At 74.3% G+C, this 18,239-nt stretch carries 21 protein-coding genes; 19 read left to right on the top strand and 2 right to left on the bottom strand.

What is annotated here, in order from left to right; translation table 11 throughout:
* Window positions 1-19 precede the first annotated feature (19 nt).
* Complete coding sequence (locus tag PKE99_RS16465; protein WP_037045873.1) at window positions 20-1,255, bottom strand: CaiB/BaiF CoA transferase family protein; 1,236 nt, start codon at window positions 1,253-1,255, stop codon at window positions 20-22.
* Between the two features lie 158 nt (window positions 1,256-1,413).
* On the opposite strand from PKE99_RS16465, the gene PKE99_RS16470 reads away from it, so the two are divergent.
* The gene (locus tag PKE99_RS16470; RefSeq protein ID WP_051737454.1) at window positions 1,414-2,562 is read left to right on the top strand and encodes an App1 family protein phosphatidate phosphatase; all 1,149 of its coding nucleotides are present in this window, start codon (window positions 1,414-1,416) and stop codon (window positions 2,560-2,562) included.
* Window positions 2,563-2,638: 76 nt separating this feature from the next.
* On the opposite strand, the gene PKE99_RS16475 is transcribed toward PKE99_RS16470, so the two are convergent.
* Complete coding sequence (locus PKE99_RS16475) at window positions 2,639-3,124, bottom strand: carboxymuconolactone decarboxylase family protein (RefSeq protein WP_037045874.1); 486 nt, start codon at window positions 3,122-3,124, stop codon at window positions 2,639-2,641.
* 183 nt (window positions 3,125-3,307) lie between these two features.
* Between PKE99_RS16475 and PKE99_RS16480 the strand changes: the two genes are divergently transcribed.
* From PKE99_RS16480 to PKE99_RS16565, 18 genes are all read left to right on the top strand, one after another.
* Window positions 3,308-4,219 (top strand): RNA polymerase sigma-70 factor, encoded by a 912-nt coding sequence (locus PKE99_RS16480; protein ID WP_037045875.1) that lies wholly within the window; start codon window positions 3,308-3,310, stop codon window positions 4,217-4,219.
* 109 nt (window positions 4,220-4,328) lie between these two features.
* On the top strand, window positions 4,329-4,808 hold the full coding sequence (locus PKE99_RS16485; protein WP_051737455.1) for a universal stress protein: 480 nt from the start codon (window positions 4,329-4,331) through the stop codon (window positions 4,806-4,808).
* On the top strand, window positions 4,805-5,491 hold the full coding sequence (locus tag PKE99_RS16490) for a CBS domain-containing protein (protein WP_051737456.1): 687 nt from the start codon (window positions 4,805-4,807) through the stop codon (window positions 5,489-5,491). Before PKE99_RS16485 ends, PKE99_RS16490 begins: the two co-directional genes overlap by 4 nt.
* Window positions 5,492-5,618: 127 nt before the next feature.
* Window positions 5,619-5,885, top strand: coding sequence for a DUF1876 domain-containing protein (locus PKE99_RS16495; protein WP_037045876.1), 267 nt, complete (start codon window positions 5,619-5,621; stop codon window positions 5,883-5,885).
* Window positions 5,886-5,957: 72 nt separating this feature from the next.
* The gene (locus PKE99_RS16500) at window positions 5,958-6,176 is read left to right on the top strand and encodes a hypothetical protein (RefSeq protein WP_037045878.1); all 219 of its coding nucleotides are present in this window, start codon (window positions 5,958-5,960) and stop codon (window positions 6,174-6,176) included.
* Complete coding sequence (locus PKE99_RS16505) at window positions 6,163-6,732, top strand: Rv1733c family protein (protein ID WP_051737457.1); 570 nt, start codon at window positions 6,163-6,165, stop codon at window positions 6,730-6,732. Before PKE99_RS16500 ends, PKE99_RS16505 begins: the two co-directional genes overlap by 14 nt.
* The gene (locus tag PKE99_RS16510; RefSeq protein WP_271214884.1) at window positions 6,729-7,694 is read left to right on the top strand and encodes a CBS domain-containing protein; all 966 of its coding nucleotides are present in this window, start codon (window positions 6,729-6,731) and stop codon (window positions 7,692-7,694) included. Before PKE99_RS16505 ends, PKE99_RS16510 begins: the two co-directional genes overlap by 4 nt.
* On the top strand, window positions 7,691-8,395 hold the full coding sequence (locus PKE99_RS16515; protein WP_051737459.1) for a CBS domain-containing protein: 705 nt from the start codon (window positions 7,691-7,693) through the stop codon (window positions 8,393-8,395). The genes PKE99_RS16510 and PKE99_RS16515 overlap by 4 nt, the downstream gene beginning before the upstream one ends.
* Before the next feature lie 94 nt (window positions 8,396-8,489).
* Window positions 8,490-10,841 (top strand): phosphoketolase family protein, encoded by a 2,352-nt coding sequence (locus PKE99_RS16520; protein WP_037045879.1) that lies wholly within the window; start codon window positions 8,490-8,492, stop codon window positions 10,839-10,841.
* The gene (locus PKE99_RS16525) at window positions 10,838-11,914 is read left to right on the top strand and encodes an acetate/propionate family kinase (RefSeq protein WP_037045991.1); all 1,077 of its coding nucleotides are present in this window, start codon (window positions 10,838-10,840) and stop codon (window positions 11,912-11,914) included. Before PKE99_RS16520 ends, PKE99_RS16525 begins: the two co-directional genes overlap by 4 nt.
* Window positions 11,915-11,960: 46 nt before the next feature.
* A complete protein-coding gene (locus PKE99_RS16530; protein WP_037045880.1) occupies window positions 11,961-12,311 on the top strand; it encodes a DNA polymerase ligase N-terminal domain-containing protein in 351 nt (116 codons plus the stop codon).
* A gap of 70 nt (window positions 12,312-12,381) precedes the next feature.
* Complete coding sequence (locus PKE99_RS16535) at window positions 12,382-13,008, top strand: protein-L-isoaspartate(D-aspartate) O-methyltransferase (RefSeq protein ID WP_037045882.1); 627 nt, start codon at window positions 12,382-12,384, stop codon at window positions 13,006-13,008.
* A 133-nt stretch (window positions 13,009-13,141) separates the two neighbouring features.
* Complete coding sequence (locus tag PKE99_RS16540) at window positions 13,142-13,555, top strand: nuclear transport factor 2 family protein (protein WP_037045883.1); 414 nt, start codon at window positions 13,142-13,144, stop codon at window positions 13,553-13,555.
* A gap of 220 nt (window positions 13,556-13,775) precedes the next feature.
* Window positions 13,776-14,435: a peroxiredoxin gene (locus tag PKE99_RS16545; protein WP_037045884.1), complete on the top strand. Its 660-nt coding sequence runs from the start codon at window positions 13,776-13,778 to the stop codon at window positions 14,433-14,435.
* 82 nt (window positions 14,436-14,517) lie between these two features.
* Window positions 14,518-14,931, top strand: a complete 414-nt coding sequence (locus tag PKE99_RS16550; protein WP_037045885.1) for a nuclear transport factor 2 family protein — start codon at window positions 14,518-14,520, stop codon at window positions 14,929-14,931.
* A gap of 92 nt (window positions 14,932-15,023) precedes the next feature.
* Complete coding sequence (locus PKE99_RS16555) at window positions 15,024-15,875, top strand: alpha/beta fold hydrolase (RefSeq protein ID WP_197040640.1); 852 nt, start codon at window positions 15,024-15,026, stop codon at window positions 15,873-15,875.
* Between the two features lie 136 nt (window positions 15,876-16,011).
* Window positions 16,012-16,629, top strand: coding sequence for an FMN-binding negative transcriptional regulator (locus PKE99_RS16560; RefSeq protein WP_037045888.1), 618 nt, complete (start codon window positions 16,012-16,014; stop codon window positions 16,627-16,629).
* A 264-nt stretch (window positions 16,630-16,893) separates the two neighbouring features.
* Window positions 16,894-18,204: an acyl-CoA dehydrogenase family protein gene (locus PKE99_RS16565; protein WP_037045889.1), complete on the top strand. Its 1,311-nt coding sequence runs from the start codon at window positions 16,894-16,896 to the stop codon at window positions 18,202-18,204.
* The last annotated feature ends 35 nt before the right edge of the window (window positions 18,205-18,239 follow it).

The following is an 18,239-nucleotide window of genomic DNA, read 5'->3' on the forward strand; positions in this document are numbered from 1 at the left end:
GGGGTCGGGCCGGGAGCTGTCAGACGTCCTCGCGATGCCGGAGCGTGACGTCCGGTGCGTGGCCGTCCGTGAGGCCGAGGGCGCGGATCTCTTCCGGGACGTAGCCCAGCTCGGCCAGGATCTCCGGTCCGTGCTCCCCGAGCCGGGGCGCCGGGCGCAGGTCCACGGGGGCGGCTCCGGAGAAGTCGACGGGGAAGCGGGCGAAGCGCAGCGGTCCCTCGCTCGGATGCACCACGTCCTCGAACATGCCCGTGGCGCGCAGGTGCTCGTCGGAGAACAGGTCGGGCACGGTGAGGACCGGCATCGCCGCGATGCCGCGCGCGTCGAACGCGGCCAGCCACTCCGCGGTGGGGCGCTTCCGCAGCTCCTCCTCGAGCAACCGGTACAGCTCGTCGACGTGCAGCGTCCGGGCGGTGATCGTGCGGAAGCGGGGATCGGCGGCGAGTTCGGGCCTGCCCACGAGCTCGAAGAACGCGCGCCACTGCGGGTCCGTGTAGACCATGACGCCGACGTGCCCGTCGGCGGTCCGGTACGGCCTGCGGTACGGGGAGTTCAACCGGGCGTAGCCGGCAGGCCCGCGCGGCGGGTCGAAGACGTAGCCGCCCTGCTGGTCGAGCAGGGTGAACGCGACCATCGTCTCGAGCATGGGCACCTCGATGGCGAGTCCCCGCCCGGTGCGCTCCCGCCGGTACAGCGCGGCGGCGATCGCCCCGACCGCCATCAGACCGGTCGCCTTGTCGGCGACCGGAGTGCGGATGTACGTCGGTCCGTCGGGTCCGCCCTGCACGGCGGCGAGCCCGGACGAGGCCTGGATGACGTCGTCGTACGCGGCCTTGTCCCGGTACGGGCCGGCGCTGGAGAAGCCGCGGACCACGCAGTAGACCGTGTGCGGGTTGGCGGCGTGCACGTCCTCGGCGTGCAGCCCGAGCCGCGTCACCGCCTCCGGCCGCATGTTGTGCACGAACACGTCGGCCCTGCCGACCAGGCGCAGCAGCGCGCGACGCCCTTCCGGCCGTTTGAGGTCCAGCGCGATGCTGCGCTTGCCCCGGTTGGCGTTGAGGAACACCGGGCCCATACCCGTGCCCCGCTCGTCCCCGACGTAGCGGAGGACGTCACCGGCGGGGGCCTCGACCTTGACGACGTCGGCGCCCATCTGCGCCAGCAGCAGCGTGCAGTACGGGCCCATGAACGTGGTCGTCAGGTCCACGACCTGCACACCTGCGAGCGGCGCGTCTGCTGCGGCATCCGGGGACATCCAGCGCCCGCCCCTCCCACGTCGGCCCGTCCGCCGACGAACGTACGGGGCGAATCTTCCCAGCGCGAGGTCGAGTGCCCGCGTCCCACTTCGGGACACGGTCCGAGGACCGGGGGCTCCGGGTGGCGCGCTGATCGTCTCCACGACACCCTGACGTCGTGAACCGTGCGCAGGCCAAGGCCGCCCTCGTCCGGCTGGCCGTCGCGGCGGAACGGGTGCTGGGCCGGGTCGTCATGGTCGTGGTGGTGATCCGGGGGCGGCGCCGGCCGCTCGTCCTGCCGTTCATCGGGCACGGGTCCACCGAACGCGTCCGGATCGGGGCGCGCGTGGCGATGGGGCACCCCGACGCCGTCACGGAGGACGACCTCGCACCCGGCCCGCGCTCGCGGCGGCAGGTGTTGCTGGCGAGCCTCAGCCGCTTCTTCACGATCGAGCTGCCCGGGGCGCGCGTCGCGATCAGTACGCCGGCCGGGGTCCGGCACGTCCGGGCGGACGTCGAGGGGTACGTGGACGCCGTCGTCGAGCAGCCGGGTCTGGAGCCGGGCTGGCACGAGGCCGAGCTGACCCTCGAGGCCGGGACGGCCGCGCGGGCGAAGGTCCTGGTCGTCGATCCGCGGGCGGACGTGGCCCTGGTCAGCGACGTGGACGACACCATCCTCGAGACCGGCCTGACGCGGGGCCTCGCGTTCCTGCGGGCGACCCTGCTGACCGAGACCGCGGACCGCGCCCCGCTGCCCGGCTCGGCGGCGCTGTACCGGGCGCTGGTGGCGCCGCCGTCAGGGGTGTGCCGGCCGGTCTTCTACGTGTCGACCAGCCCGTGGAACCTGCACGGCACGCTGCTGGAGTTCATCGCGCTGCGGGCCTTCCCGCTCGGCCCGCTGCTGCTCACGGACTGGGGTCCGGGGCACGGCAACCTGTTCCGCATCGGCGCGCGCGAGCACAAGACCGGGCTGATCACCCGGATCCTGGACGAGCACCCGGGGCTCGGGCTGGTCCTCGTCGGCGACACGGGCCAGCTCGACCCGGAGATCTACGCGGCGGTCGCGGAGGCGCGCCCGGACCGGATCCGCGCGATCTACGTGCGCCGTCCCCCGGGGCGCACCCTGCGCCGGGACGCCGAGGTCCGGGCGCTGGCGGAGCGGGTGACCGCGCTGGGTGTGCCGATGCTGGCCGTGGACGACAGCACCGAGATCGCCGAGCACGCGGCGTCGATCGGGCTGCTCGACCCCGCGGAGATCCCGGCGATCCGGGCCGAGACGACCGACGGCAGGCGCGGTCCGTTCTCCGTCGGGCTGCCGAGGGCCTGACCGGCGCGGACCCGTCGACGGTTCGACGCCCGGTGGCGGCCGGCCCGGGACCGGAGGATCCCGGGCCGGGGCCCGCTCAGCTCGTCATCGCGTCGAACATGCCGGGCTCGTAGGAGCCGGCCGGGGTGCGCGCGATGACGTTGATCCGGTTGGCCGCGTTGACCAGGGCGACGAGGGAGACGAGCGCGGCGGTCTGGTCCTCGTCGTAGTGCTTCCGGACCTGGGCCCAGGTCTCGTCGGACACGCCCTGGTGGGCGTCGGCGAGCCGGGTGCCCTCCTCGGCGAGCGCCAGTGCCGCCCGCTCCGCCTCGGTGAACACGGTGGCCTCGCGCCAGGCGGCGACCAGGTTGAGCCGGACCGCGGTCTCGCCGGCGGCCGTGGCGTCCTTGGTGTGCATGTCGGTGCAGAAGCCGCAGCCGTTGATCTGGCTGGCGCGCAGGGACACCAGCTCCTGGGTGGCCTTCGGCAGCGACGACCGGTGGATCACCAGGGCGGCGTTGGCGAAGCGCTTGCCGAAGGCGGCGGCGATCTCGTTCTCGAACAGGTTGATGCGGGCGTCCATGACCTCGTCCTCACTCGTGGTGGCGTGTGCTGCTGCACTGGACGGACACCAGATGCCGGCGGGCGGGTCCCCGTGACGGGGCCAGGATGTGACGTGCGCCATGGAGATCGACCCCTGTCTTGTGTCACGGAACGGCGAGCCGCGGCGTCTGGTGCGGGACACCGCGAGCGAGGAGGAGCACCCATGTCGACGGAGCACCAGGACCCGGCCGCCACCGCGAACCCCGCCACCGAGACGTTCCTCGCCCACCGCAACCTGCTCTTCACCGTGGCCTACGAGATGCTCGGCTCGGCCGCCGACGCGGAGGACGTCCTCCAGGAGACCTGGCTGCGCTGGGCGAACGTCGACCTCGACACGGTGCGGGACCGCCGCGCGTACCTCGTGCGGATCACCACGCGACAGGCGCTCACCCGGCTGCGGACGCTGGGCCGGCGCAAGGAGTCCTACGTCGGATCCTGGCTGCCCGAGCCGTTGCTGACCTCACCGGACGTGGCGGAGGACGTCGAGCTGGCCGACAGCGTGTCGATGGCGATGCTGCTGGTGCTCGAGACCCTGACTCCGACCGAGCGGGCGGTGTTCGTGCTGCGCGACGTGTTCGACCTCGGGTACGACGAGATCGCGGAGGCCGTCGACAAGAGTTCCGCCGCGGTCCGTCAGATCGCGCACCGGGCGCGGGAGCACGTCGCCGCGCGCCGCCCCCGCGGGATCGTCTCCCCGGCCGAGACCCGGGATGCGCTCGACGCGTTCCGCCGGGCGGTCGAGACCGGCGACCTGCAGGGCCTGCTCGACATCCTCGCCCCGGACGTCGTCCTCGTCGGCGACGGCGGCGGCGTCAAGCAGGCGGTGCTGCGGCCCATCGTGGGCGCGGACAAGGTGGCCCGCGTGCTGACCGCCGGGCTGGGCCGGGTCGCCGGCGCAGCGTCGTTGCAGTCGGTGCAGGTCAACGGCCACCCGGCGCTGATCCTCCGGCTCGACGGCGAGCTCGACAGCGTCGTGGCCCTGCGCATCGAGGAGGGCCTCGTGACCGGGCTCTACGCCGTGCGCAACCCGCAGAAGCTCTCGCACATGGAGCAGGAGACCGCGCTGCGGCGCTGAGTCGCGGGCACCGAGGGCCGACCGGCCCGTCGCTCCGGGACCGGCGACGGTGCCTCCGACGGTTCCTCCCGGGTCACCCTGCCGCGCAGGGACCGACGAGGGAGGAGCCGTGGGGACACCGACGATCGTCGTGGGGGTGGACGGGTCCGCGGGGTCGCGCACCGCTCTCGGCCACGCGCTCCGCGACGCGGCGCGGCGGAGGGCCCGGGTGCGGGTCGTCATGGCCTTCGAGGCGCCCGACTTCTGGCCGGAGTTCGGCCGGACGGGCGGACCGCCGACGGCCGCCGAGATCACCCGCACCCTCGAGAGCAGCCTGCGCGAGGCGGTCGCCGAGGCGCGCGCGGACCTGGGCGACGAGGTCGCGGACGTGCCGGTCGACGTTCTCGCCCTGCCCGGCTCCCCGGCCGCCGTTCTGCTGGCACAGGCCGGGGAGGCCGACGACCTGGTCGTGGGGCACCGCGGCCGGGGCGGCCTGGCGAGCACGGTGCTCGGGTCGGTGGGCCTGCAGTGCGTGCTGCACGCGCCCTGCCGGGTCACGGTGGTCCGCCCACCGCGGGCCGCACCCGCGCCGGCCGGGGACACGCCGTGACCGCGCCGCTGCGCCGGACCCTGGTCCGCGACGTCATGACGACACGGGTGGTGTCCGTCCCGCCCGAGGCGGACTTCGACGAGGTCGCCGTGGTCCTGACCCGCAACGCGGTCCGCGCCGTCCCGGTGCTCGAGGGCAGCAGGCTGCTCGGGGTCGTCTCCGAGGCGGACCTGCTGCGGACGGCCGAGTTCGGCGACCCGGCGGCGTCGTACGAGCGCTTCCGCCGGGCCGACCCGGCGCGGCCGGCCACGGCGCGCGCCCTGATGAGCACGGCGGTGGTGACCGTCCGGCCGGACGCGTCGGTGGCGGAGGCCGCGCGGCGGATGCGGGAGCACGGCGTGGGGTGGCTGGCGGTGACCGAGTTCCACGGCGCCGCCGAGCACGTGGTCGGCGTCCTCGGCCGCACGGACGTGCTGACCGTCTTCCTGCGGGACGACGCGGAGCTGCGGGCCGAGATCGTCGACGGCGTGCTGCGGCCCGTCCTCGCCGAGGACGCCGACGCCGTGTCCGTCGAGGTCGAGCGAGGCGTCGTGACGTTGTCGGGCCGTCTGCCGCGCTCCGGCCGCGCCCGGCTGGCGACGGCGTTGGTGGCCAGGCTGGAAGGGGTCGTCGCGGTCCGCGGCGACCTGGTCGACGACCGGGACGGGCAACTCACCGAGCCGGCCGCCGGGCCCCGCTCCTGAGCGGTCTCCCCGGCCGTCGCCGGACGGGAGGTCGGGGCTCACGACCTGCACGGAGCGGGTACGACGGCCCTCCTCACCGCGCCGCGGGCGGGGGACGGTCGCGCGGGGACGCGAGGAGGAGAGCGCCGTGCACGAGTCGAAGCGCTGGACCGTGTCGATCGACATCGACGAGCACGAGGGCCGGACCCGAGCGGTGGCCCGGCTCCACCCGGACGAGACCCAGTCGGTGATGGGGGTCGGCCTGGCGCGGTTGAACCCGGCGGACCGCGACGTGCCCGAGATCGGCGACGAGCTCGCGGCCGCGCGGGCGCTGTCGGAGCTCACCCACCGGTTGCTCGGGATCGCCGCCGACGACCTGGAGCGGGTCAACCAGCCGGCCGTGCGGGGCGGATGAGCCCGTGACCGCGACCCCCCGACGGACCTTCGGCACTGCCCGTCCCGGGGGAACGGCCGGAGCGTGGCCGTCATGAGCGCATCGTCGACCCTGCCCGACGCCGACGAGGAGCAGCACGTCCTCGCTGCCCTCTACGGCGACGAGGCCGACATCGACACACCCGGCACGACCGACACCGGCGACACGACCGACAGCCCCGACACCACCGACACCCGTCTGCCCGGCGTACCGAGCGCCTTCGACCCGCAGGTCGATGCCCCGGAGGAGGAAGGCCGCGATGCTCGCCGGTGAGCACGCCCGCCCGTCGCGGCCCCGCCGGCAGGACGGCCGACGCCGCTCCGACCGGGTCGCCGACCTGGTCGCGTGGCTGGTCAGCGCGACGGTCCTCGTGCTGCTCGGGGCGTCGGTGCTGGTCGGCCTGGAGGTCCACGGCGACCTGACGGACCGGGCGGCCGTCGAGGCGCGGGACCGCACCCCGATCACGGCGGTCCTCACCGAGGACGTGCCGGTCCTGCCCGAGGGCCGCAACCGCGTCCCGGCGGACGTCCGCTGGACCGACCGGACCGGCGTCGAGCACGTCGGCCGCACGGAGGTCGCCGGGCCGCGGCGGGCCGGCGACCCGGTCGACGCCTGGGTGACCGCGGACGGGCGGCTCGTGCGCGCCCCGCTGACCGGCACCGAGATCGTGTTCGTCACCGTGGCGAGCGCGGGCGCGGTGCTGGTGATCGGCGGGTTCGTCGTGGCCGCCCTCGCGCACCTCGCCGCGGGCGGGGTCGCCCGGCTGCGCGCCGCCGAGTGGGAACGGGAGTGGGACGAGGTCGAGCCGCGCTGGCGGGACGGCCGATGATCACGGGGTCGGGGCTCCCGCTGCGGGCCGACGACGTCATGACGAGCCCGGTCGTCACCGTGCCGGCGGACACCCCGATCGCCCCCGCGGCAGCGCTGCTGGCCGCGCACGGGTTCACCGCCGCGCCGGTGGTCGACGCGGACGGGCGGCTGCTCGGCGTCGTGACCGAGGCCGACCTGGTCCGTGACCGGTTCCGCCTCGAGGGCCGCGAGCCGCGGACCGTCGACGAGGTCATGTCCCGCACGCCGCTGGCGATGCGCCCCGAGGACGAGCTCACCGACGTCGTGTCCCTGATGCTCGACTCGCACGTGCGGTCGGTCCCGATCGTCGACGACGGCGACCTGGTCGGGATCGTCACCCGGCGGGACGTCCTGCGGGTGGTCGCCCGGGGCGAGCGCGGCGCGGACGAGGTGCGGCGCCGGCGCGGACTGCCGGAGCGCCCGGCGCGACCGGCAGGCACCCGCGGCCGGGTCGTCGTGGGCGACGACGGGTCGCCGGGCGCCGCCGCGGCGCTCCGGTCCGCGCTGGCCGACGCCGCCCGCCGCGGGGTGCGGGTCGAGGTGGTGTCCGCCTTCGCCGTGCCCGCGCCCTGGCCGGTTCGGTACGGCGCGCCGCAGGTGCCGACCTCCCGCGACCTGGCCGTCGAGGTCGAGCGCGAGCTGCGGGGCCGTGCCCGCGCGGCGGCCGAGGAGGTGCGCGCCGAGCCGGGCGACGCGACACCGGAGGTGGCGGTCCGGGCCGTCCCGGGCGAGCCGGGGCAGGTGCTCAGCGGGGCCGCGGCGGGCGCGGACCTGCTCGTCGTCGGCTCCCGCGGGCGCGGGGCCGCCGCGAGCCTGCTGCTGGGGTCGGTCGGGCTGCACTGCGTGCTGCACGCCCCCTGCTCGGTGACCGTCGTGCCTTCGCCGGGCCGCGCGGACGAGGACACGCGGCCCCCCGCCGATGCGGCGGAGGCGACGCGGTGACCACGCTGCGCCGCACCCTCGTCGGCGAGGTCATGACGACGGACGTCGAGGCGGTCGGTCCGGACGCGTCCGTCGCCCAGGTCGTCGCCGCCCTCCGCCGCCGCGGGGTCCGCGCGCTGCCCGTGGTCGACGGGGAGCTCCTGCTCGGGGTGGTCTCCGAGGCCGACGTGCTCCGCCTCGCCGAGCACGACGACGTCGAGCCGCCGGTGGTCCACCGGCGCCGCCGGTGGCAGCACCGGCCCGAGGTCCCGCCGCACACGCGGGCGCGCGACCTGATGACGACGGAGGTCGTCGCCGTGGACCCCGGGACCGGCGTGGCCGAGGCGGCCCGGACGATGGCGGCGCACCGGCTGGGGTGGCTCCCCGTCGTCGACGAGCCCGCGGCGGACCTCGCCGAGCGGCCGCCGCGCCTGCGCGGCGTGGTGGGCCGCGCGGACCTGCTGCGCGTGTTCGAACGGCCGGACGACGACCTGGCGCGCGAGGTCCGCGACGAGGTCCTCGGCCGCATCCTGCTGCTGGATCCCGGGCAGGTGACGGTCACGGCCGCCGGCGGGGTCGTGACGCTCGAGGGCCGGGTGTCCACGCACGCCGACGCCGTCGTCGCCGTCGCCCTGACCCGCCGGCTGGAGGGAGTCGTCGACGTGGTCGACCACCTCGGCCACGACGTGGACGAACGGACCGTCGACGTGAAGTCCCTCTGAACACCGGGTGCGCAGCGCTGGCCGAACACCGGGCGGCGCGGCAGAGTCGGCCCCGACCGCGTATCGATCCAGTGCCGACGCCCCGGAGCCGCCCGTGTCCTCCGCCCCGTCCGACCTGACACTGCTCGACGCCTGGTGGCGCGCCGCGAACTACCTGTCCGTGGGGCAGATCTACCTGCTCGACAACCCGTTGCTGCGCGAGCCCCTGGCGGCGGAGCACGTGAAGCCGCGGCTGCTGGGGCACTGGGGCACCACGCCCGGGCTGAACCTGCTCTACGCGCACATGAACCGGGCGATCACGGCCCGCGACCTGAACGCGTTGTACGTGACCGGGCCCGGCCACGGGGGCCCCGGCCTGGTGGCCAACGCCTACCTCGAGGGCACCTACAGCGAGATCTACCCGGGGATCGGCGAGGACGTCGACGGGCTGCGGGCGCTGTTCCGGCAGTTCTCGTTCCCCGGCGGGGTGCCCAGCCACGTCGCCCCGGAGACGCCGGGGTCGATCCACGAGGGCGGCGAGCTCGGCTACGCCCTGGTCCACGCCTACGGTGCGGTGTTCGACAATCCCGACCTGCTGGCGCTCTGCGTGGTCGGCGACGGCGAGGCCGAGACCGGTCCGCTCGCCGCGAGCTGGCACTCGAACAAGTTCCTCGACCCGCGCCGGGACGGGGTCGTGCTGCCGGTCCTGCACCTCAACGGCTACAAGATCGCCAATCCGACGGTGCTGGCCCGGATCCCCGAGGAGGAGCTCGCCGCGCTGATGCGGGGCTACGGCTACACGCCCCGGTTCGTCACCGCCGGGCCCGACACCGACCACGCGGCCGTGCACGAGGAGGTCGCCGCGACGCTCGACGCCACGCTGGACGAGATCGCGGCGATCAAGGCGGACCCGCCCGCCGACCGCCCGGCCTGGCCGATGATCGTGCTGCGCACGCCGAAGGGCTGGACCGGGCCGCGGGAGGTCGACGGGAAGCCGGTCGAGGGCACCTTCCGGGCCCACCAGGTGCCGCTCGCCGGCACCCGCACCGACGAGCGCCACCGCGCGCAGCTCGAGGAGTGGATGCGCAGCTACCGGCCCGAGGATCTGTTCGACGAGAGCGGCCGGCTCGTCGACAAGATCCGTGCCCTCGCGCCGAAGGGCGAGCGGCGGATGAGCGCGAACCCGCACAGCAACGGCGGGCTGGTGCTGCGGGACCTGGCGATGCCGGACTTCCGCCGCTACGCCGTGCCCGTCGACCGGCCCGCGGCGGAGCTGAGCGAGGCGACCCGGGTGCTGGGGGACTTCCTGCGCGACCTCGTGCACCGCAATCCCGACCGGTTCCGGCTCTTCGGGCCGGACGAGGTGGCGTCGAACCGGCTGCAGGCGGTGTTCGACGAGACCGACCGGGCGTGGAACGCCCGCATCGAACCCGGCGACGAGCACCTGGCCCCGGACGGGCGGGTCATGGAGGTCCTCTCCGAACACCTGTGTCAGGGCTGGCTCGAGGGCTACCTGCTGACCGGGCGCCACGGCCTGTTCACCAGCTACGAGGCGTTCATCCACATCGTCGACTCGATGCTCAACCAGCACGCCAAGTGGCTCAAGACGACCCGGGCCATCCCGTGGCGGGCGCCGATCGCGTCGCTGAACTACCTGCTGTCCAGCCACGTCTGGCGGCAGGACCACAACGGCTTCTCGCACCAGGACCCCGGCTTCCTCGACCACGTCGTGAACAAGAAGGCCGAGATCACCCGGGTCTACCTGCCGCCGGACACCAACACGCTCCTGTCGGTGGCCGACCACTGCCTGCGCAGCCGCCACTACGTCAACGTGATCGTCGCCGGGAAGCAGCCGCAGCTGAACCACCTGACGATGGACGAGGCGATCGCGCACTGCACCCGCGGCCTCGGCATCTGGGACTGGGCGTCGACGCACTGCTCCGACGGCGCCGAGGAGCCGGACGTCGTGCTGGCCTGCTGCGGCGACATCCCGACCCTGGAGACGCTCGCGGCGGCGGCGCTGCTGCGCGAGCACCTGCCCGAGCTGAAGGTCCGCGTCGTCAACGTCGTGGACCTGATGCGGCTGCAGCCCGACCGCGAGCACCCGCACGGCCTGTCGGATCCCGAGTTCGACGCCCTGTTCACCGTGGACCGGCCGGTGATCTTCGCCTTCCACGGCTACCCGTGGCTGATCCACCGGCTCACCTACTCCCGCAACGGGCACCGCAACCTGCACGTGCGCGGGTACATCGAGGAGGGCACCACGACCACGCCCTTCGACATGGTCATGCTCAACGACCTGGACCGCTTCCACCTGGTCATGGACGTGATCGACCGGGTGCCGTCGCTCGGCAGTCGGGCGGCGACCCTGCGGCAGAAGATGGCCGACCGCCGCATCGCGGCCCGCTCCTACACCCGCGAGCACGGGGAGGACGACCCGGAGATCGCGGACTGGCGGTGGGCATGAGGGTGCTGGTGGTCAACGCCGGGTCGTCGAGCCTCAAGCTCCGCCTCCTCGGGCCCGACGACGAGGTGGAGGAGAGCGCGGACACCGAACCCGGGGCGGACCTGGACGACGTCCTGCACGGGTGGCCCACGCCCGACGCCGTCGGCCACCGGGTGGTGCACGGCGGCACCCGGTTCACCGATCCCGTGGTGATCGACGCGGACGTGCGCGCGGAGCTGGGGCACCTCACCGCGCTGGCCCCGCTGCACCAGCCCAAGTCGCTGGCCGGGCTCGACGCCGTCACGGCGCTGCTGCCCGGCGTCCCCGCCGTGGCCTGCTTCGACACCGCCTTCCACACCTCGATCCCGGAGGCGGCCGCGACCTACGCCGTGCCGGAGGAGTGGCGCGAGCGGTACGCGATCCGCCGCTACGGCTTCCACGGCCTGTCCCACGCCTGGTGCTCCGCCCGCGTGGCGGAGCTGACCGGCGCCCGCCGGATCGTCACGGCACACCTCGGGGCGGGGGCGTCGCTCGCCGCCGTCCTCGACGGGCGCAGCGTGGACACCACGATGGGGTTCACCCCGTTGGAGGGCCTGGTCATGGCGACCCGCTCCGGCACCGTCGACCCCGGCCTGGTGCTGTGGCTGGAGGAGCACGAGCACCTCGCCCCGCACGAGGTCGCCGAGACGCTGGAGAAGCGGTCGGGGCTGGCGGCACTGGCCGGCACGGCCGACATGCGGGAGATCCTCGGCCGGGACGACGAGGCGGCCCGGCTGGCCCTGGACGTCTACGTCCACCGGCTGGCGGCCGGCATCGCCGCGATGGCCGCGGCGACCGGGGGGTTGGAGGCCCTGGCCTTCACCGGCGGGGTCGGCGAGCACGAGGCCGAGGTGCGGGCCCGGACCGCCGAGCGGCTGGCGTTCCTCGGCGTGGCCGTCGACCCGCCCCGCAACGAGGCCGGCGAGGGCGAGATCAGCGCCGCCGGGGCCGCCGTGCGCACCCTCGTCGTCCCGGCGCGCGAAGACCTCGAGATCGCCCGCGGCACCCGCGCGGTCCTGGGACGCCGACGCGCCACCACGGCGTCGCCCCGGTGACACCGACACCGCTGCCGCCCGATCGACGGCGCGCCACACTGGGTGGATGGAGCGCCCCGCCTTCGTGCTGCACGACCACCGCCGGCCGCGGCCGCACTTCGACCTGCGGCTGGAGGAGGACGGGGTGCTCCGGTCCTGGGCCGTGCCCCGCGGGCTGCCCGACGACCCGCGGCGCAACCGGCTCGCCGTCGGCGTCCCCGACCACGGCCTCGACCACCTGGGCTACACCGACGAGCACAAGACCATCGCCGACACGGGCTGGTGGGAGGAGCACGACCGGGACGAGCGGCGGATCGTGTTCACCCTGCACGGGCGCACCGGCTCCCGGCGCTACGCCCTGATCCGCACCGGCGAGGACTGGCTGCTCCACCTCACCAAGGAGCAGCCGGAGCACTGACGGCCACCCACGGGGCCCGGCACGACATGGGTGGGTCGGGAGCGGGTAGGCCGCGGCGGGAGGAGGTCCGATGACGGGGACCGGGAACGCGCGCGAGGCGATGGTGGCGAGGCTCCGGGGCGCGGGGATCACGAACTCGCGGGTGCTCGCCGCGATGGGGGAGGTGCCGCGGGAGCGGTTCGTGCGGCCGGAGCTCGCCGGCGACGCCTACGGCGACCACCCGCTCGACATCGGCCGCGGGCAGACGATCTCGGCGCCCTGGATCGTGGCGTTCAGCGTGGTCGCGCTGGAGCAGCCGCCGACGGCGCGGGTGCTGGAGATCGGGACCGGGTCCGGCTACGCGGCCGCGGTGCTGTCCCGGTGCGTCGGCGAGGTCGTGACCGTCGAGCGCGACCCGACGCTCGCCGCGCGGGCCCGCGAGGTGCTCGCCGAGCTCGCCCCGAACGTGGAGGTCCGGACCGGGGACGGGATGCGCGGCGCCCCGGACCGGGCGCCGTTCGACGGGATCGTGGTCACCGCCCTGGCCCCGGGGGAGATCCCGCCCGACCTGCTCGACCAGCTGGCCCCGGGCGGGACGATCGTCTGCCCGGTCGGCGACCAGCGCGTCGGCACCCTGGTCCGCTACCGCGACGGCCGGACCGAGGAGCTGGCCGACGTCAGCTTCGTCCCGCTCGTCCCGGGCAGCCCGGAGGCCTGAGGTCGGATCTGAGATCAAGGCCGGCAAGGGGACGCGAAGTACGTACAGACCGCGGCGGGTCGCGGCGGGACCCTGCGTGCTCGGAGCACGGACGACGTGCTCGGAACGCGGACGAGACCGTGGGGAGGCCATCGTGACGGAAGTGATCCAGGACCGGGCCGGGAGCTCGGTCGAGGACTACGACGCGATCTGCCGCACCGTCCGGCTCTGCCTCGAGGGGGAGGCCGAGGGCGACGTCGACAAGCTGCGCCGGGCCTTCCACGCCGACGCCCGGATGTTCGGCTCGCTCGCGGGTGAGCGCTACGACGTGCCGATCGAGGAGCTGTTCGCCCTCGCCGCGAGCGCGCCCGCCGACACCGGGCGGTACCGCTCGCGGATCCTCGCGGTCCAGCAGACCGGCGACGCCGCGGTCGCGACGGTGGCCGAGGAGGGCTACTGGGGGACCGTGTCGTTCGTCGACTACTTCTCGCTGGCCCGGATCGACGGGGAGTGGACGATCGTGGCGAAGCTGTTCGCGCACACCGGCGGCGAGCCCCCGCCGAGCTGACCTGCGGCGCCGCCGGGCCTGACACGGCACGGGCGGGACGAACCGCCCTTCCGGGGCAGCCGCACGGGCCGGCCGGCGGATTGACGGGCGGTGGCGCGTGCGTACCTTCGGGGACCCGGCGACGCGCGACGGCTCGGTCCGGGCCCGGCCGGAGGAGGCCGGCCGGGACTCCGCGGGCACGCGGAGGGTGACGCGCCGCCGGCCGTGAGGGGAGACCGCCGTGACGCTCAAGATCAACGACGAGGCGCCCGACTTCGAGGCCGAGACGACGGAGGGCCGAATCCGGTTCCACGACTGGATGGGCGGTTCGTGGGCGGTGATGTTCTCGCACCCGAAGGACTTCACCCCGGTGTGCACCACCGAGCTGGGCTACATGGCCAGGATCAAGCCCGAGTTCGACCGCCGCGACGTGAAGATCCTCGGCCTGTCGGTGGACCCGGTGGACAGCCACGCCAAGTGGGCCTCCGACATCGCCGAGACCCAGGGGCACGCGCCGAACTACCCGGTGATCGGCGACGCCGACTTCGCCGTGTCCAAGCTCTACGGGATGCTGCCGGCCGAGACCAGCGGCGACGCGGGCGCCCGCACGCCGGCGGACAACCAGACGGTGCGCAACGTCTTCGTCATCGGGCCGGACAAGAAGGTCAAGCTGGTCCTGGCCTACCCGATGACCACCGGCCGCAACTTCGACGAGGTCCTGCGGGTGATCGACTCGCTGCAGCTGACCGCGCGGCACAAGGTCGCCACACCGGTGAACTGGCGGCAGGGCGAGGACGTGATCATCGCCGGCTCGGTGTCGGACGAGGAGGCGCGCCGGACCTACCCGGACGGCTGGGAGGCACCGCGTCCGTACATCCGGATCGTGCCCCAGCCGGGCTGACGGCGCGTCGAGCCGGAGCCCGGCCGGTCCGGGCCGCTGCCGGACGGTGAAACGTTCGTCGATCACGGCCGAGCATGTGGCCATGGACATCTCGGCCGAGGACGTGCTCGCCGTCCACCAGCTCTACGGGCGGCAGAGCCATGCGATCGACTCGGGCAGGGCCGCCGACTGGGCCGCGACCTTCACGGCGGACGGGGAGTTCCACTCGCCCAGCTATCCCGACCCGGCCATCGGGGCCGCCGAGCTGACGGCGTTCGCCGAGCGCTTCCACGCGGGCTGCGTCGACTCCGGCGAGGTGCTGCGGCACGTCGTCAGCACGGTCGAGGTGATCCCGGGCGGGCCGGACACCCTGACGTCGCGGGCCTATCTGCAGATCGTCGGCACCCCGACCGGTGAGGCCTCGCGGCTGCACCGCCTGACGACCGTCGTGGACGACCTGGTCCGCACCCCGGCCGGGTGGCGGATCGACCGCCGCGTCGTCCTGCGCGACGACTGATCCGGCGCCTGCGCGACGACTGATCCGCGACTGATCCGGCGCCGTCGGGGTCCCGCCGGCCGGGTGCGGGCGGCCCGGCAGACTGCGGGGCCGTGAGTGATCCGACCGTCGTCCTCGTGCACGGAATGGGCTGCAACGCCGCGTCCTGGACCCCGGTGGTGTGCGAGCTCGCCCTGCGCGGGCACCGCGTGCTCGCCGTCGACCTGCCCGGGCACGGGTTCTCCGCCCGGGTCCCGCGCGGCTACCTCGGGCCGCAGGACCCGGCGGCGCTGGCCGCCGAGCCCAGCGGGATGCAGGGGATCGGCACGGCGGACGACGTGGCCGCCGTCGTCGACGTGCTGCGGCGGGCCCGCGAGCACGGGCCGACCGTGCTCGTCGGGGTGAGCCGGGGCGGGCTGACCCTGACCGCCGTCGGCAACGCGGCGCCCGAGCTGGTGGACCGGCTGGTGTACGTGTCCGCGCACTGCCCGGTGCAGGCGGGCCCGGCCGAGTACGACGCGTCGCCGGAGAACGCGGAGAGCCTGTTGGGCTCGGTGGCCGGCCTGATCTGCGCCGACCCCGCCGCCGTCGGGGCGCTGCGGCTCAACTGGCGTACCGCGGACCCGGCGATGCTCGACGCCCTGCAGGCCGCCCTGCTCGCCGACGGCACCCGGGACGAGCTGCTCGCCTACCTGCACACGCAGGACCCGGACGAGACGCTGCTGATCGACGAGGACCGCGTCCGTGCCGAGGCCGCCACCTGGGGCCGGGTCCCGCGCAGCTACGTCCGACTCACCGCGGACCGGGCGCTGCCGCCCGCGCTGCAGGACCGCTACATCGCCGAGGCGGACGCCCTCACCCCGGACAACCCGTTCGACGTGCACGAGATCGCCACAAGCCACCTCGGCGTGCAGCTGCACCCCGAGCCTCTCGCCGACGTCCTGCGCACCATCCTGACCCGCTGACCTCCGGCACGGCGCACGTCGGCGCCGCGTCGATCGCACTGGGAATGGCCTTCCGAGATGACGGCGGATCGGCCGTCGAAGAAGGCCGCCGGGTGCGTGCATGCTGGTGTCGCCGGAACCGATGCAAGGAGCGACCGTGTACGTGCCGACCCACTTCGCCCCCGCGGACGAGGACGTGCAGCAGCTGCTGGACCAGCATGGCGCGGCGGACCTGGTCACCGCCGGCCCGGAGGGTCTGGAGGCGACGATGCTTCCGTTCGTCCACGACCGCGAGCGGGGCACGCTGCTGGGCCACCTCGCCCGCAACAACGACCACTGGCGGCGGGCCGACGGGCAGCAGGGCCTGGTGATCGTCCGCGGTCCGGACTCGTACGTCAGCCCGACCTGGTACGCCTCCAAGGCCGAGCACGGGCGCGTCGTCCCCACCTGGAACTACGTGACCGCGCACGTCCACGGCACCGTGACCGTGCACGACGACGTCGACTGGCTCGCCGACGTCGTGCGGCGGCTGACCGATCTGCACGAGGCGGACCGGCCGGCCCCGTGGCGCGTCGACGACGCTCCGGAGAAGTTCTTCCGCGGCCAGCTGCGTGCAATCGTGGGCGTCGAGGTCCGCATCGAGCGGGTCGACGCCAAGTTCAAGCTCAGTCAGAACCGCCCCGCGGCGGACATCGACGGCGTCGTCGAGGGTCTCCGCGACGTCGGCGACGTCCGGGGCGCGGACGCGGTGGCCGCCCACCGCCCGGTGACATGAGGTAAGCCTCGTGAACCCGGCCACCGGTCAGGTCGTCGCGGCCGTGCCCGGGCACCCCGGCCGACGTCGACGCCGCGGCCACCGCGAGGGCGTGGTCGCCGCGGTCGCGGCGCGAGCGACCCGGAACGACGGATAGGCACGGCGGCGCCACCGGCGTACCGTCGTTCGCCGCCCAGCTCACGGGAGCGGGCGACCACCACTCCAGAACCACCACTCCAGAACCACCACGCCAACTGAAGATCGCCGATGCCACTCGGAGTTCCGATGACCATCAACTTCACGATGTCCGACGAACAGAAGAAGCTGCAGCACGAGGTGCGGGCCTTCGCCGAGAACGTCCTCAAGCCGGTCGTCGCCGCGGCCGACGCGGAGCCGGACCCGCTCAAGGGCTTCCAGATGACGAAGCCGGCCTACGTCGAGGCGTACAAGGCCGGGATCGCGATGTGCATGCTGCCGAAGGCGTACGGCGGAGGTGGTGTGTCGTGCGTCGACCTGACGATCGCGGCCGAGGAGCTCTGCGTGGTCGACCCCGGGTTCGCCTGCACGGTCCTGTGCAACGGCCTCGGCCTGATGCCGATCGCCTGGTACGGCTCGGACGAGCAGAAGGACCGGTTCCTGCGGGCGGCGACCTCGGACCCGACGGGGGAGTACCTCGGCGGGTGGACGGCGAGCGAGCCGCCCGGCAACCCGGCCGGCACCGCGAACTTCGACATCCCGCTGCCGCGTCCCGCCGGTGTCGGCCTGATCGCGGAGCGGGACGGCGACCACTTCGTCGTCAACGGCCGCAAGTACTGGCCGTCGTCGGCGGGCTGGGACGAGCGGGGCGTCAACGCCGGCACGCTCATCGTCCGCAGCGACCCGGACAAGGGCGGCACCGAGGGCCTGTCCGCGCTGGTCCTGGAGCGGGACACCCCGGGCGTCACCTATCACACCCTCGACAAGACCGGCCACCGCCTCGCCTCGAACGCGGAGATCGTCTTCGAGGACGCCCGCATCCCGGCCACGAACCTGCTGCCCGGGGCGGAGGGCAACGGCGACCTCGTCATCAACCGCAACTTCGCCTGGTCCGGCCCGATCGCGGCGATCGCGGCGGTCGGCATGGCCCGCGCCGCCTACGAGATGGCCCTCGAGTTCGCGCGGGGTAACACGGCCGGTGCGCTGAAGCCGATCATCGGCTTCCAGAACGTCGGGTACGTCCTCGGCGACGTCGCGGCGAAGATCGAGATGGGCCGCTACTTCTCCTGGCGGGCGGCGGACTACCTCGACAAGCACGACCAGCACGCCGAGCTGGTCGGCGCGATGAACAAGATCCAGGTCACCGAGATGATGTTCGACTGCGTGTACAAGTGCATGCAGATCGTCGGCGTGAACAGCCTGGAGCGGAAGGCGGGCTTCGGCAAGATCCTCCGCGAGGCCTCCGTGCTGCCCATCTACGACGGCGGCAACATGGGCATGCAGCGGCGCCGCGTGCACGGCATCCTCGCCGACCCGCTCTTCAACCCGCGGGCGATCATGGAGGACGAGTACGTGGAGTTCGGCAAGCACCACGAGACGATCGACACCGTCGTCGTCTGACGCTCGCGGAAGGCCCGGCCCGGCCCCGCCGCAGC

Source organism: Pseudonocardia halophobica, from assembly GCF_027922425.1.
Lineage (GTDB): Bacteria > Actinomycetota > Actinomycetes > Mycobacteriales > Pseudonocardiaceae > Pseudonocardia > Pseudonocardia halophobica.

Bases quoted from the DNA above. Each gene is read 5' to 3' on its own strand.
- PKE99_RS16550 (WP_037045885.1), top strand. From the start codon at position 14,518: ATGGACATCTCGGCCGAGGACGTGCTCGCCGTCCACCAGCTCTACGGG.
- PKE99_RS16565 (WP_037045889.1), top strand. From the start codon at position 16,894: ATGACCATCAACTTCACGATGTCCGACGAACAGAAGAAGCTGCAGCAC.
- PKE99_RS16530 (WP_037045880.1), top strand. From the start codon at position 11,961: ATGGAGCGCCCCGCCTTCGTGCTGCACGACCACCGCCGGCCGCGGCCG.
- PKE99_RS16510 (WP_271214884.1), top strand. From the start codon at position 6,729: ATGATCACGGGGTCGGGGCTCCCGCTGCGGGCCGACGACGTCATGACG.
- PKE99_RS16505 (WP_051737457.1), top strand. From the start codon at position 6,163: ATGCTCGCCGGTGAGCACGCCCGCCCGTCGCGGCCCCGCCGGCAGGAC.
- PKE99_RS16480 (WP_037045875.1), top strand. From the start codon at position 3,308: ATGTCGACGGAGCACCAGGACCCGGCCGCCACCGCGAACCCCGCCACC.
- PKE99_RS16525 (WP_037045991.1), top strand. From the start codon at position 10,838: ATGAGGGTGCTGGTGGTCAACGCCGGGTCGTCGAGCCTCAAGCTCCGC.
- PKE99_RS16475 (WP_037045874.1), bottom strand. From the start codon at position 3,124: ATGGACGCCCGCATCAACCTGTTCGAGAACGAGATCGCCGCCGCCTTC.
- PKE99_RS16535 (WP_037045882.1), top strand. From the start codon at position 12,382: ATGACGGGGACCGGGAACGCGCGCGAGGCGATGGTGGCGAGGCTCCGG.
- PKE99_RS16500 (WP_037045878.1), top strand. From the start codon at position 5,958: ATGAGCGCATCGTCGACCCTGCCCGACGCCGACGAGGAGCAGCACGTC.
- PKE99_RS16465 (WP_037045873.1), bottom strand. From the start codon at position 1,255: ATGTCCCCGGATGCCGCAGCAGACGCGCCGCTCGCAGGTGTGCAGGTC.